Source organism: Methylobacillus caricis (assembly GCF_020532705.1).
GTDB lineage: Bacteria > Pseudomonadota > Gammaproteobacteria > Burkholderiales > Methylophilaceae > Methylobacillus > Methylobacillus caricis.
The window spans coordinates 1,060,846-1,074,323 of the sequence record NZ_JAJAVD010000001.1 but is presented as its reverse complement, the minus strand read 5'-3'; the positions used below and the strand labels follow the sequence as shown (position 1 = coordinate 1,074,323).

The following is a 13,478-nucleotide window of genomic DNA, read 5'->3' as shown; positions in this document are numbered from 1 at the left end:
CCCCTCAATCCACTGCCATCATTTCAAGCCGGCATGCAATCCAGCCCCAAGGCACATCCATCTGCTCACTACTTCTGCAATCGATCAGCAGCAAGTGGGAAATGCCGGCTGGGTAGTTATTGGTGATTTCCTTAATCTCATCCAGCATTGCACCCTCAAGGTTTTCCATGGCTGAAGGTGGCTCACCGTCATCAATCTGTAGCTGCCCAATGATCTTGATGGAGCGGACGCCATGGGCTGCAGAACGTCCCAGCAGGTTGGTGTAATTGCCCTCTGCGCTGTGCAGCAGCGTGTAGACCCCGCGTTTGAGATCAGCACAATCCCTCTGGGAAAAATCCTTCAGGTCCCTGGTTACCACCCGGTGAGGAAACCTGTCAGCAAGGGCGGACTTCAGCAGTTCCATCTGCAGCTCAAGGTCACTCATAAAAAGGCATCCTTGATCCCGGCATCCAAGCCCTGCTCCATCAGGGTCATGAAACGTGGCTCAATCTCATCCGCGGTAGGCTGGATATAGGGCTTGGCTTTGGTCCCAGTTTTGGAAATTTTCCAGGCAATGGCGCGCGCTGCTCGGTAAGCCGCGTTTTCACGCAAGCCCAGCACACGTTCAACCCATGGCTGCAATGCCTTGGCTGGCGGCAAATGGGGCTTGGTGCCATCTTCCAGGAATCCGCTATAGTTCATATGCGGCGCCACGATGTACTGCAAGCGGCCTGATTTTTCCGCCAAAATGCTGTTGGCATTGGTGGTAAATGCCTTGGGGGACTTTTCCCGCATCAATCGAGCCGCTTCCTGCGCGCCTCGATGCAAATACATTTCCAGGCTGTTTTCCAGCACTTCAGGCAATTTGCGAAAGCCCATTGCAGTTTGGAAGCCGGTAGCTGTGAAGGAAAGCCGTGCCATCATTGGGTTTGATGCGATTTATTCAGATGTGGCAGAGTTTGGGGAAAACGTCACGACATCAACAGGGGGCGGGCATGTCGCCAGCAATAAAAAACCCGCCGAAGCGGGTTGATTGGTTTGTTCACCCGGATTAGTCAGCGGGGGTGATATCAACGTAATACTCTTTTCCTATTTCAAATGCTGACGCCGCTGGCTTATCAAGTTGAATACCCAAAGTTAGATCACCTATCGGGGTGTAATCAGAAAAGACCTTGTTTTCAGAATTAGGATCATCCGAATAAACAACCCCAAAACGAACAATCACATTTCCGTGTTGAGGGGATTTACCATTACATTTCATTTTGGCTCGAACAGTATTTGCCACTTTAATACTCCTGGTTAATTGCCTGTATAGGCTAAAAACAGGATTGTTGTTTCAGTGTTACGCCCTGTTGGGTTGATAAATCGGTTTATCCCGCCAGCCTTTCAAACTGCTCCATCAAAGCCTGAAACAAGAATGACGGGGTGCCATTGCGGGGGCCGTTGCTGATACCGTCACGCAGCGCCACTGGCTTGGTCAAGTTGCGCATAGCCATTTCCTTGCAGGCCTCGGCCTGGGAACGCAAAATGAGCAAGCCCCGGTCGGCAGCCTGAATGGTGGTGTCATTGGCAGTTTCGCCTATGACATGGCGGGCAAAATAGAAAAATTTATACTGGCTTCCCAGCACTGCAATCTGCTTGTCAGTAGGTGCTGGTACCAGTTGCATCAAGGAAATGGAGCCATTGCTCACACAGCTGCAGCGTGGCAATGGCCCTGTCCAGTTTTTCTCCCACGGCTGGGGGCGGGAAATTCCCCAAATAGGGGATTTGAAGGCTTGAAAATCTGCTGGCGCGTCATAAGCATTTTGCCCAGGAATCAGGGTAATCTCGCCAACAAGGGTGCGGGTCCTGTATCTGGAAAGCTCAAGTGCAGCCACATTCAGGATCCGCTTGAAATCCGCATCATCCGGTGCCTTGAATACCCCAACGCAGTCGTGAAGACTGGCCTTGAAGTCTGCAACCAGATCAGCTTGTGACATGCTGTCAGCCATGGTTATTGTGCAGCAGTCTTTCGTGTTTCAACTTCAGCCACCAGCGCGGCTGCCAGCTCATTATCCGCATTGTTGCCCTTGGCTTTTTCATCTTCAACCAGGGTGGAAAGCTCATCATCGCTGAGTGCAGGCAATGACTTGATTTTGGCGGTGATCTCAGCACGTGAGGAACGGGTGAGCAGCTCGTTGCCAATCTCGCTCAGCAGACTGCTGCGGGGTGTTTCCTTCAGTTGCTCAAGTTCACCCAGCTTTTCCAGCTGCTCAAAAGTGAGGGTGCCAAATTGAGCCTTGATGGCCTTGATGGACAACTCCAACAAGTCCGCTAGCGGGTCTGTGTCAGCGGCAGGTTCTTCAACCGGGGCCTCAGCTGGCCTGAACTCTGGCGGCACTTCATGCGGGTAAAAATGGCGGGTTTCACCAGGTGCCACCATGGAAGCACCCACCCAGATAGGGCAATCGGTAGTGTTACTTACAGGTATCTTGTCCATGTCTAATCCTTTCTTGCCTATCAGCCGGGAATGCGGCTGATAGGAATTGATGGTTGGCTTACCGGGCTACGCGGGCGGCAGCGCTATATAGCGCAATGGATGTCAGGCCTGCTTTCAGCGGTGTTGGTGTATGCACCACGATGAATTGATCGCCGTACGCTTCTTTCTTGCCGGTGAAATTACCATTGTCGTCCCGCTGGTTTTCCAGCTGGCCCATGCTCCATGGCTTCAGCATGCGGAAACGTGTGAGGTTTCGTTCACCAATCAGCACTCGCTGGTCACCCATTTGCAGGCCTGGGGCGCTGGTCTTGAAGTTAGGCACGCCCTTCACAATTCCCAGGTTGCCCTCGGAATCCAGCGAGGTACCCTTGCGTTCCCCTGTTGCCACAAAGGTGCGGGCCTGCTCTATGGTGGTCATCACTGAGCCAGACATGAGGCCAAAATTGGCACGATGCAAGCGGTCATCTTCAATGATGTTTTTGCGCAGGCCATAGCGGTACAGGAAACCATCCCAGAAAACATCGGTTGCCACGGCGCCCTGGTCCACGTTGAACTGATATACATTGGTGACACGGTAGTAACTCGCCACAATGGCATGACCACTGGTGATGTTGACCGGCACGCCCACTTCGCTGACAAACTGGATTTCACCCAGGTTGTAGTTCAGTGTGAAGTAAATGCCAGAAGCCTGGGTGCCGGTGCCGTCATACTGTAAACGTGCTGTGCCATTGGTACTGACAGTGTGCGGATATTGGGTGTTGCCCACTTGCGCGCCCTGAAGGTCAAAAATACGCTTGGGGCGCACCACAGGGAAATTGGCCAATGGGAATGTGGATTTATTGCCATCACCAGTGGCTACCGCCTCATTGGTCACCTGCAATGCGCCATATTGATCAGACGCATTCAGTGGTTCATTGAACAGCAGCTGCTCGGTATCTTCACCGATGATTCGGGTGGCATTGACCACGTTTTCTGCCAAAGCGCTCCAATTAAGCTGCCCATTGGTGGTCAGGTATTGCAATTCATCCGAAATGCTGAATGACAGCTTTTGGGGGATTGGGTAAGCGCTTTCCATGGCCTGGATCACGCCAGCCCGCTTGATGCCCTGTCCTTCATAGGTACGGGTGCCATTGCGGCCGGCCGCGGTCTGGTCACGGTAGCTGAATGGGATACCAATGCTGTTGGCAAATGCAGCCACGCCTGAATCCACAAACTGCAAGCCGATCAGGCTATACAGCGCCTCACGGATCACGGTCCGTTCAAAAATGGCAGGTACTGCCACATCGGACACTACACCAGATCCTCCCGCCAGGCGCTTATGTTCCTGATGCAGGCGCATACCATTGGTGGCATCAAATTGCGCCATGACCGCTTCAGCCAGTGCCTTGTTCTTGGACTGCAACACGCCACCTGTGTTGGCGTAACGGTCAACATCTGGTTGGCCTGAAAGCTTCAGCACCTTGTCAGCATGTTCTTGCAATGCCTTCACCTCGTTGCTGGAATCCACGGTGATATGCACATTGCCTGCGGGTTGGTAGCCCAGGCTGGCTAGCTTGCGGGCGGCTGCCAGTTGATTACCCTGCTTGATCTGGTTTTCTGCCAGACGCATCACCTGGTCTGCTGACATGTCAGCGGTGATCAGGTCGGCTACAGCTTCGGTCAGTTCTTTCTTGGTTTCATCATCAAAATCCTTCACGGCGCCAACGGCGTCAGAAAGAATCTTGATATTGGCATCACGGGCTTCAGTTAACTTCTTGGTTTCTTGCGTTGCCTTGGCGCTACGGTCTTCCATCAGCTTGATGACTTGCTCTTCAGTCAGGCCCTTTGTACCGGCAGCAGGGATATTGGGAACTTCGATCGCAAGCTTGATGACCTTGTCGCCAATCTCTTCAGCCAACTTCTTGCCGCTGTCTTCAAAGCTCTGTACTAATGCCTTGGCAACCGCTTCATCAGTGACGTTCTTCAAGGCGGTTTCGCAGGTTTCAGCCAGTTGCTTGACCACGGCTTCAGCCAGCTTATATTTGCCCAGGTTGGCGGTTAGTTTCTCAATCAGTTCTTTCCACATGGTGCGGATCTCCTGTAAAAGTTTGGTATTCAGTTCTGGATGCAGAATGGTGGGGATGTTGTGATCGCTCTCGCTCAAGCGGATGGTGTCAGGCTCAATGGGATCAAGCCCCTTGATCACAGGACGTATGGTCAGGCCAGCGCCCAGCAGCACAGTGCCGTGTGTGTTGCCCACTTCGTTATCGCGCCAGTTTTCATCGTATTCAGCCGAGAAATATTTATAGCCCTTTGTCTTGAGCATTTTGATGCCGTAATCAGTCCACTCAACCAGCGCACGCAACCGGTCACCCTCAATGGCCAATTTCTTGAATTCGCCAGCGGCGCCATCTTCAGGTTTGTGGGAAATGTCGGCAAAAATCTTTGTGCCAACAGTATTGGCTTCAAAATTGCTCACCATGGACATCAGCATGTCGCGGGATATTTCAAACCGGCCATAGCGGGGATCGGTAAAGCTGCCAGTGCGGGTAAGTGTCACCCAGCTGGTACGCTTCCCGGCTTCCAGATTCACAACGAAACTGGAGAGGAAGCGCACCCTCCTGGATTCGGCCTCTGAAAGTTTGATACGCCTAGATTGTTTTCCCATGCCTGCCTCAATCTGTGACCCCATCGCAACTGGCGAGCGAGCCAGAACAGCGTCACGATGGGGTCAACCCTTTAAATCGATGTGGCAGAGTTTGGGGAAAACGTCACGACATCAACAGGGGGCGGGCATGTCGTGGATCAAAAAGCAGGCAGCGCTGCTAAGTGTTGAAATTACTGATGGGGATGGAATTGATGCACAACCTTACCCACAGAAAATGTGGGTAAGCTGGGCTTAATGGATAATTTCGATTGGGGCTTCAAAACCATCAGAGCCCGCAATGGTGTTCAAGTCATCTTCCTGCACCTGTGGCAGATGCTTGGAGAGATCCTCAGGAACTACCCACTTCAGAGAAAGCACCAGGGCCATATCTGCCATGCTGTGAAGCGGATCATTGATTTCGTAAGTGCTAGGGTATGGGTTGCCGATCACATAGCCTTGCTCAACCTGCGCCTTGATGTGGGCATGCAGCAAACCTGCATCAGGGCCGCTCAATTCGCCTGTCTCAATGTCCCACACCACATTCAAAGGCGGAATGGTGGCGGATATCCCTGGCAATATCAGTTTACGGCTCATATTTGAATAATACTCCTATTACCAGGTCGAACATTTCCCGGTCTCTCTCTAAGATGTCTTGCAAGCGTTGATGGTTCCCACCCAACACATCCTCGATCGACATTGTCATCACTTCCAGCGCTCCATACTTGCCACGATAACTGGTGTTGTTATAGATTCGGCCCTGGTAAGGATGGATGTAGTGATCCTCACGCGTCACCTCATTGCTACCATACCCATAACCTGGCATCAGTTGGCTAAGTTTTTTCAGCTGGTCGCCGTTGGTCCTGCGGTGGTGCAGTTCCTGGAAGTAGTCATCAAGCTGCGGGATCACGTGCTGGATGCGGTGCACATATTCATGCACCGCAGTGCTGAACGTGCCCAGCTGGATGAACCCTTCACCACCCTTGGAAACTCCCGACAATCCCATTATCTTGTAAGCCTTGCCAGTCACATCACTAGGGATGGTGTATTGATATCCCCTGCGCGATGAAAACTTGACGAAAAGCGGGCCATATTGATCCACCTTCTTGGTCCAGCTATCCGGGAATAATTGAGATGCTGCCTGCACAAACTGAGCCCCTACGCCCTTGCTCCTGACTTTTGCCGGGGTGTTGATCGGTCTGGCGGCTGCCAGGGCGTCATGAATCACCTCACGCAACCTGGCAATATCCGGCCTGCCACCCTCCCCCAATACAGACTTCAGCACATCATCGGCAATGGTGTTACCTTCTTTCAGAATCGCATCCAGGGTCAAGCGCCCCTTGATGCGGGCGGGTGAGATTGGACGTGGTGGACGGATGGATGGTGTGGATCCAATGCGCTTCTGCACGTCCTTCCATCGCGCCTTGATCATCCCCTGCTTGAGCTGGCCATCCTGGTAAACCTCGTTTTTTTTCTTGCCCAGCACACCGATTCTTTGCGCTGGAGTCATGCGGTCTAGCGTTTCAAGCGGAGTTTCCTTGCCCTCTCTATCCTCATCCGTGATTTCATCCTTGAAAACTACCTCAACATAGCTGAGTGTGTTGGGATGCGCAGGCCATGGGCATTTGTCACGGGTGGGGTAAACCCCCTTGCCAAGTCCATAGAGGTTGGCCGCCGCGTGAAAGTCGCAGATATCAGGCCGTGGGTGAGCTGGCGATAGCTTGAAGCGAACACCTGCCGCCATCGGGTGACTGAGGGCACTATCAATGTATGCCTCACCATGCGCCCGGTTGATCTCGGTACGGAAAACCCGCATGGCGTTGCTCATGGGGCTGCCTTCGCCGGTCAGCAAGGCCTGGGCAGTATCCTTCCCGATCTTGCGGGAGTTTGCCATGCCAATTTTGGTCTGTATCTCGATGGGCACAATCTCACCCCGTGCCAAAAACTCCCGGGCTGCTTCAGCTGCACCCTGACCCTGGATCACGGCCATCTCAACTGCATTGGTCATTACATCCCGCGCATGCCTGTCCAGCCGCCAGATCCTGTCGGAGAGCTGCAAACCATTGCCATCAATGAAGGTTCGCACAAAATTCACTGCCCTGTCACTGATCTGCACCGCCGCCGCCTGGCTGAGTATGCCTTCCGTCTGCTGCATGATGCCAAGCCTGACAGCACTGAAAGGCACGGTACCAAGATTAGCTGCAGCCTTGAGGTTGCCATTCAACAAGCGCGACCGCTCCACACTCAAAGCACGCAACCGCCCATCAATCTGCACCAGCACATCCTGCAAACGCTGCAACTGCACAGTGCCATCACTATCACCAGCCGCATCAAGATGATCCCTGATCTGCTCCGCAGCCATTTCATAAAGGGACTGTAAAGCCTCCAAGGCTTCACCGTCCAGATCATTCATCTGACGCTGCGCCTGGAGCGTGGCGCGTTTAATGGTGGCTTGAATTGGGGTCATTAGTCCAGTATCTAAAAATAATGACGACAAGATCAGGGGGGTGTTGTGGCAGCGATGAGTAAGCCCACCGAAGTGAGCTTTGGGTTGTGTCCCAACAAGTAGGGTTATTGTGTAGCCGCTGGTATACGCTCCCATTGCTTAAAATATTGGCTCATGCTCATCTGCAGAAGCCGTCCTTGATTCCTGCGGTTTGCCACCTCGATTAAAAAGTTTTCAAACTCCGTTAAATTAATTTCTGTAGCCCCTGGATTTTCTGAAGTTGTAACAGAGTGAAACAGATAGAGAACGGCCATTTGCTGCAGTTCGGCTGAGTTGAGCCATTTGATAAGGCCCGCAGATGTTGCCTGATCGCCTTTGACTGCCGCGACCCCAATCAAAGGCTCCTTACCAACAGACGATATCACCACCGCTCGTTTCGAGCCGTACCGAATAAACTTAAAACCACGATCAATAAGTTGTTGAATCCCTACTCCAGACATTGCATTCACAGGCGCTGTCCAAATATAGCGAGCATGCTTATCAACCCCAATTGCCGCCATGCGCTCAATTGCAGTATCTGCGTCCTGTCCTGTAAGGGGGGCATTCTCGGCAAGGCTGTAGTTTTTATGACCGACGCCTTCATTGGTAATATCGTGCCCAGCATTAAACAATGCTTGAGCTATAGCAATGCCTGCTCCGTTGTTAACCGTTGATAAGAGTTGCTGGGAATTGACACTGAAGGATGCCTTAAAACCATACTTGCGCAACAGTGGCAAGACCGTAGTAATATGTCCGCCATCCGAACCACCCCCATCAAATCCAAACATAATGGTCGGAGTAGCCGCCGCCCCAAAGGTGATGTCCGAGAATAGTACATATCGACTTCCGTCTTGACCGCCAGCCGGGAAGTTGAAAAATAAATCAATTTCAGCAACGGCGGCGACGTCAGCACCAGTACCCGAGCTAGTCCAAGATGTACCTATATTTGGGGAATTATCGGCAGTAGCGTTTAGGTCAACCGACAATATGGCCCACCGACCAAACTTCATCTGATCCGGCTCGAACTTATAGGTACGACGGTTAGATGGCGTCGATGTAGGTGGTACGGCAGCAGGTTCACCACTGCTGACAAACACCTCAAGCGTAGCGCTTGACCCAAAACCAGACGGGAAAAACACTGGTATATCGATACGGTTTTTAGCTACTCCGCGATCTTTTAACGGGATGCGGCGCCGCAACACAGGATACGCCGGGCTGCCAACAGGGGTAGCAGCCGATAGACGTACAACGTCACGCCCGTTGTATTTCATATTCGGCTCTAGGGTTAATGTTGCTTCTGACACGGGACCCCAGCCATCATTGCCTGAAAAAATCGCGGCAGGTAGGACCAGTGATGCCGGGGTGACGATAAACTCCGAGAGGCTAATCTCTTCGCCATCCGGCCCAACCAGCACAGTGTTGCCGGTAGTGGGGTCTGTAATATATTTGGCTACTTCAGGTTCTTTTTTATTATCTATCTCATTCGCCAATCCAGTTGCAACCAATCCAGCTGCAATCTGCGATGGCAATACATTATTGCCCTGATACAAACCTGCCTCATAAAAAATCCCCTGGTAATTCGCCCGTTGAGGAATAAATATGTTCATGATGTCCTACCCCTTCTATCGATTAGTAATATCAAGGGCGCTTTCATCCTTGCGCCCATTGCCAGGTGTGATTTTTACGGTGGGATTGCTTGATTCGTCTCCAGGGTATGGGTCATAGTTTTTCGCCTCCCACTCCTTTCGCTCCTGCACGATGGTGGCGTTGTAACCCAGCTCTTCCAGTACCATGCCTTGTGGCAAGCCCAGTGCCTTTAGTTTCAGCGCGCGGTCTGTGGTCTGGGTCATGGTTTCAGTACGGCGCTCGAACGTGGTGATCTTGTATTCTTCCGCATCCGGATTGATGCCCTTCAGCATCAGGTGGAGGCGGAATCCGCAGTCATATACAAAGCACTGCGCATCCTGCAGCACGTCAATTTCATCGTAGTAGTCCCGTTTGAGGTCTTCCAGGATGTCCCTCGCCATGCCATCGGTGTAACCCATCATGCCTTTGGGTAAAGGCGTACCGGCAAAAAAACTGTCCAGCAGATAAACCACATCCGCGATCTGATCCAGGTTGCTGTCCCCGCCAACAGCTGTGACGCCGCCTTTTTTGTTGGCATAAAAATCCGTGGTGATCTCATATTGATCCGCTTCAACTTCAGCCCGGTATTTATCAATTTCGTCCGTGCTTGCACCCTCCAACACGTGGGACATGCGCTGAGGCGCCCGTGTGCGGCGCCTGATGACAAGATCTTCCTCGGTCATCTGCAATTTGCGCCACACCCCGCGGGATGCATCCAGGAAGGGTCGGCCATAGCATCCCAGGTCGTCAAAATTGTCAGGATCGTAACGCTCGTGTGTGAGCTGCCAGAGGGCAAAATTGGCCTGGACTGTGCCGGTCATGATGTCAATCTGGCTATAAGCCTTGGTCACGTCCAGAAACCGGCCATTCTGCGAAACATTGGGAATAATGGTTTCACTAGGCATGCGGATGCCAGCCACCACATTGAGCTCAGAATCCAGTACCCATTGCATAGGCAGGTTTCCTTCCTTCACCAATCCCAATGCATCAGATTTCAGCTTGGTGACTCGGTTGAGCTGCAGCCGCCGCTGAAAATCGTCCCATTCACGGCTCAATACTTCACTGGGTGAAGATTGCTGCATGATCAACCCGCCCTTGATGGTATCCCTGGCGATGCGGCTATGAATGCGCTTCACCCGTCCGTCTGCCCTGTCCATATCTCTTATGTCCAGGATGGCCTGACGGTGGTCCGGGTCCACCCACATAAGCCGATGCATATACTTGATGGCATCTTCAGGAGTTGGGCGGTAGCCCATTTCATTCGTTGGCGCCCCTTCACGGGCATTGATGTTCGGGATGTCCTTGCCAAACAGCAGTCCACTGGCGGCGCGTAATCGGCTTATAAAACTCATGGGGATTCCTTTTTTACAAAACCATTGCCGCTAAGGTCAGTCCAGCTGGGTGAAACAAGTTTGGGATTGGTGTCAGGCACACGTGGACCAACAGCTACCACATGTTTCCATCCTTCAAACATGCCAAATTCATACAATTGCGTCATGAAGGGAATGGCCCCGGGCAACTCGGTGTGCACAAACTGCCGGTTCTGGGCAATGACGGTGTTATCGGTTTCAATTAATTTAGTCATCAGGCCCTCATGCCTAATCGAGGGGCTATGCCCATCAGCTGCTCACGCGTCTGTTTGCGATGGGTGATCACTGCGGGCTCATCGGCAATGCCACCGACATTCAAGCCCCATACCGATGCCATGGCAGCATCAAACAAGTCATCACCAATTTTGATGTTGGCTTGCTTGTAGCTGGCATAGCTGGATTTGGTGGGTAGCGATTTGATGTTGCCGAGCTGACGGACGAATGCCACCCAATCTGGGGGACCTTCAACCCCTGATATTTCACCTGGTACCCAGATCACATTTGAATCGCGGACCTCAGCGATTTCACGACTATCATCAAAATATGGAATGGCCGCCTGTCCGTTATGAAATGCTGCCCGCAGGGCCCCGGCCATACTGTGCTTGACCATGCCCTCAAAGCGGATCGGCGCAAACGCCCATGAAGACCAGGTACTGCCAGTGCTCTGCCCATCCCCAATAGTGCGGCGGTCAATGTGGGTCAGGCCACGCGCATAAAGGCGATCATTCAAGTTGGTCAGCATGCCCACGCCATAGGCATCCCCTATCGCATAGTCAGGCCTGAAGTAATCCCAGAAACTGAACAGATCACCCTCAATTACCTTGTCGTCTATGCCAGCTGGCCAGCTTTTAACAAACGGGAATGTGATGAAATTGCCTATCTGCTCTGTCACTACCAGGGCAGATTTTGAAGCAGTGGTACTTTCACCATGGCCGGTATGGTCATAGCCAAAGCTGATCAATCCGCGGCGCTTATAGCGCATCCCCGGCATGGGTTCCGCGATCTGCAAACCAGCCTGCAAACCCACGGACATGGCCTTGCGAATGAATTTCTCCCAGATGTGGTTCTGGGCTGACACGTTCTTGCAGAGAAACTGCCTGATGAACTCTCCTTCAGGCAGCTCTTGACGCATCTTGTGCATGAAACTGGCATTGAGGATGCCCATCTCAATGCCCAGATACACATTCAGGACTGGCAACATGTGATAGTTGCCGGAGTCCAGTAGCTGCTGGATTACGTCAGCACCTTTGAAAACGCCAGTCACGCGCACCTGTGGCTTGAATGAAATCTCGCTTGAAGCCCCTAACCGGCGCGCTGAGCCCAGCATGGGCATGAATCTGGAAAGCAAACGATCTGCGGGCATATCATCAACTTCCTCGATCGAGGCATAACTCAGCGCATCCCCGTCAATCTGGCTCATGATCCCGTAAGAACTGGCCTTGGACTTATTCACGAATGAATACTTGGTGTCACTCAGCTGCTTACGGCCTGCCTTGTAATCCACGTAGGCATCCAGCATAGGTGAGCGACGGATGGCCTCAATGTGATAATTGAGGTTGGTCTGTGACTGCTGCAATCGTGGAGCCACAATTCCCAGCTCCTGCGCGGGAGTGGTGGCAAGATATTTGAGTGCATGCATTTCCTTGACCGCAGTCTTACCTGTCCGGCGGCACGACACATCAATCGTGTCAGGATGCTGGTCCATCTCAATGCATTTCAACACCTGCACTGGATCCAGATCCACGTTGTGCACATGCTTGTGCCACATGGCGTGATCATCCTTGTAGCGCATGATCTCCACTTCAGCACGGTTGCTGAGCTGGGCACGCTCCGCTGCCGATACACGAGCCACCATGATCAGGAATTCTCCTGGTTGTATTCAAGCAGAATTGGATCCTGATCGGTCTGCTTGTTGGCGCGCTGAATCTTGTCCGCCATGTCTTGCAAGGCCAGTACCTGGCGCTGCCTGTATTCGTTGGCGTCGACCTTGACGGGCGCGTCCTGCGTGTTACCGAAGCTGTCATCCTCAGCCTCAATGACCTTGTTGGTCATCCCCATGTCGGATAAGGTCAGGCCAGACCTGGTCAACAGCTCTCCCAGAGATTTTAGCAAGGGGTGGGCTGTCAGTTCCTTGCGTAAGAGCTTGCGATTACCTTCTTCATCAACATACTCAGCCACGCGCACATTGTTGTCTTTGTCGTAATCCCAGACTACCGACTCGATCTTGACCCCATCAGCGACAATGACCTGGACGATCTGTTGCACCAGGGCAAACACACCGGCATGCATATCTGAATAGATCCCCATCAGGTGCTTGGGATTGCGCTGCTCAAATGCCGCATGGTGCAGCATGAATAATTCGGTTTTCTTGGTGCAAGCCGCTTGCTGCCTGCAAAACACCCGGTCAACATCACAACCTTGGCAGAATGAGTAACCATCTGGCTTAGCCGGAAAATAATTGGCGGTTCTCGCATTCATGCCATGCTTCATGGCATTGAATCGAGTGCGCAGCGATTCCTCTTTGGTGGGATGCCCTTCCAGGTTGGCTGCTGTGGCGGCCTTCCCTTCTTCCGTCTTGGGTCCTGTGGATTTACCCCAGGCCGCTATCAGGTTCTTTTCCCAATGCACCTGTTCAACTTCGCGCTCGCAATTGGGACATGTGCCGAAATATTGATATGGGTGGTGCGGTTGATCAGGCGCATCCTCAATACGTGATGGCGCCGCCTTGAATGAGTGAAAGCAAGGCTTGCAGTAAAACGATATCTTATCGAGAGGATTGGAACGGTCTTTCGCCATGCTCGGATAATCCAGCAAGGCGCATGACATGTGCAGGGGGGCTAAATGTCGCTCAAGGTACTGTTCGGAACGAGCGTACAGTTGAATATGTGAAAAGTCATAGAATAGTGTACATTCGTA

The 13,478-nt window shown here is 52.4% G+C and carries 14 protein-coding genes; 1 reads left to right on the top strand and 13 read right to left on the bottom strand.

Annotation, left to right across the window (positions count from 1 at the left end; translation table 11 throughout):
- Positions 1-4 precede the first annotated feature (4 nt).
- Both LG200_RS05090 and LG200_RS05085 read right to left on the bottom strand, forming a co-directional pair.
- Positions 5-424: a hypothetical protein gene (locus LG200_RS05090; protein WP_226756501.1), complete on the bottom strand. Its 420-nt coding sequence runs from the start codon at positions 422-424 to the stop codon at positions 5-7.
- Positions 421-858 carry a hypothetical protein gene (locus LG200_RS05085; protein WP_226756500.1) on the bottom strand — a complete coding sequence of 146 codons (438 nt, stop codon included), beginning with the start codon at positions 856-858 and terminating at the stop codon, positions 421-423. Before LG200_RS05085 ends, LG200_RS05090 begins: the two co-directional genes overlap by 4 nt.
- Positions 859-880: 22 nt before the next feature.
- Between LG200_RS05085 and LG200_RS14040 the strand changes: the two genes are divergently transcribed.
- A complete protein-coding gene (locus LG200_RS14040; RefSeq protein WP_264193806.1) occupies positions 881-1,012 on the top strand; it encodes a hypothetical protein in 132 nt (43 codons plus the stop codon).
- 18 nt (positions 1,013-1,030) lie between these two features.
- Here the strand turns inward: LG200_RS14040 and LG200_RS05080 are convergent, their stop codons facing one another.
- The 11 genes from LG200_RS05080 to LG200_RS05030 form a co-directional block, all read right to left on the bottom strand.
- A complete protein-coding gene (locus tag LG200_RS05080; protein WP_226756499.1) occupies positions 1,031-1,264 on the bottom strand; it encodes a hypothetical protein in 234 nt (77 codons plus the stop codon).
- A gap of 85 nt (positions 1,265-1,349) precedes the next feature.
- Positions 1,350-1,970 (bottom strand): phage adaptor protein, encoded by a 621-nt coding sequence (locus tag LG200_RS05075; RefSeq protein WP_226756498.1) that lies wholly within the window; start codon positions 1,968-1,970, stop codon positions 1,350-1,352.
- Positions 1,971-1,972: 2 nt separating this feature from the next.
- A complete protein-coding gene (locus tag LG200_RS05070) occupies positions 1,973-2,458 on the bottom strand; it encodes a hypothetical protein (protein WP_226756497.1) in 486 nt (161 codons plus the stop codon).
- 58 nt (positions 2,459-2,516) lie between these two features.
- Entirely contained in the window at positions 2,517-5,105 is a 2,589-nt protein-coding gene (locus LG200_RS05065) for a phage protease (protein ID WP_226756496.1), read from the bottom strand.
- 231 nt (positions 5,106-5,336) lie between these two features.
- Complete coding sequence (locus LG200_RS05060; RefSeq protein ID WP_226756495.1) at positions 5,337-5,678, bottom strand: hypothetical protein; 342 nt, start codon at positions 5,676-5,678, stop codon at positions 5,337-5,339.
- The gene (locus LG200_RS05055; protein WP_226756494.1) at positions 5,668-7,548 is read right to left on the bottom strand and encodes a hypothetical protein; all 1,881 of its coding nucleotides are present in this window, start codon (positions 7,546-7,548) and stop codon (positions 5,668-5,670) included. The genes LG200_RS05060 and LG200_RS05055 overlap by 11 nt, the downstream gene beginning before the upstream one ends.
- 104 nt (positions 7,549-7,652) lie before the next feature.
- Complete coding sequence (locus tag LG200_RS05050; RefSeq protein WP_226756493.1) at positions 7,653-9,173, bottom strand: polysaccharide deacetylase family protein; 1,521 nt, start codon at positions 9,171-9,173, stop codon at positions 7,653-7,655.
- Positions 9,174-9,188: 15 nt separating this feature from the next.
- Complete coding sequence (locus tag LG200_RS05045) at positions 9,189-10,544, bottom strand: hypothetical protein (RefSeq protein WP_226756492.1); 1,356 nt, start codon at positions 10,542-10,544, stop codon at positions 9,189-9,191.
- Positions 10,541-10,777, bottom strand: coding sequence for a hypothetical protein (locus LG200_RS05040; RefSeq protein WP_226756491.1), 237 nt, complete (start codon positions 10,775-10,777; stop codon positions 10,541-10,543). Before LG200_RS05040 ends, LG200_RS05045 begins: the two co-directional genes overlap by 4 nt.
- Entirely contained in the window at positions 10,777-12,417 is a 1,641-nt protein-coding gene (locus LG200_RS05035) for a hypothetical protein (protein WP_226756490.1), read from the bottom strand. The genes LG200_RS05040 and LG200_RS05035 overlap by 1 nt, the downstream gene beginning before the upstream one ends.
- A gap of 2 nt (positions 12,418-12,419) precedes the next feature.
- The gene (locus LG200_RS05030) at positions 12,420-13,358 is read right to left on the bottom strand and encodes a hypothetical protein (RefSeq protein WP_226756489.1); all 939 of its coding nucleotides are present in this window, start codon (positions 13,356-13,358) and stop codon (positions 12,420-12,422) included.
- Between the last annotated feature and the right edge of the window lie 120 nt (positions 13,359-13,478).

What these genes read in the sequence shown, in the direction of transcription:
- LG200_RS05045 (WP_226756492.1), bottom strand. Translation starts at nt 10,544, where the DNA reads ATGAGTTTTATAAGCCGATTACGCGCCGCCAGTGGACTGCTGTTTGGC.
- LG200_RS05035 (WP_226756490.1), bottom strand. Translation starts at nt 12,417, where the DNA reads ATGGTGGCTCGTGTATCGGCAGCGGAGCGTGCCCAGCTCAGCAACCGT.
- LG200_RS05070 (WP_226756497.1), bottom strand. Translation starts at nt 2,458, where the DNA reads ATGGACAAGATACCTGTAAGTAACACTACCGATTGCCCTATCTGGGTG.
- LG200_RS05065 (WP_226756496.1), bottom strand. Translation starts at nt 5,105, where the DNA reads ATGGGAAAACAATCTAGGCGTATCAAACTTTCAGAGGCCGAATCCAGG.
- LG200_RS05085 (WP_226756500.1), bottom strand. Translation starts at nt 858, where the DNA reads ATGGGCTTTCGCAAATTGCCTGAAGTGCTGGAAAACAGCCTGGAAATG.
- LG200_RS05050 (WP_226756493.1), bottom strand. Translation starts at nt 9,173, where the DNA reads ATGAACATATTTATTCCTCAACGGGCGAATTACCAGGGGATTTTTTAT.
- LG200_RS05090 (WP_226756501.1), bottom strand. Translation starts at nt 424, where the DNA reads ATGAGTGACCTTGAGCTGCAGATGGAACTGCTGAAGTCCGCCCTTGCT.
- LG200_RS05030 (WP_226756489.1), bottom strand. Translation starts at nt 13,358, where the DNA reads ATGGCGAAAGACCGTTCCAATCCTCTCGATAAGATATCGTTTTACTGC.
- LG200_RS05075 (WP_226756498.1), bottom strand. Translation starts at nt 1,970, where the DNA reads ATGGCTGACAGCATGTCACAAGCTGATCTGGTTGCAGACTTCAAGGCC.
- LG200_RS05055 (WP_226756494.1), bottom strand. Translation starts at nt 7,548, where the DNA reads ATGACCCCAATTCAAGCCACCATTAAACGCGCCACGCTCCAGGCGCAG.
- LG200_RS05060 (WP_226756495.1), bottom strand. Translation starts at nt 5,678, where the DNA reads ATGAGCCGTAAACTGATATTGCCAGGGATATCCGCCACCATTCCGCCT.
- LG200_RS05040 (WP_226756491.1), bottom strand. Translation starts at nt 10,777, where the DNA reads ATGACTAAATTAATTGAAACCGATAACACCGTCATTGCCCAGAACCGG.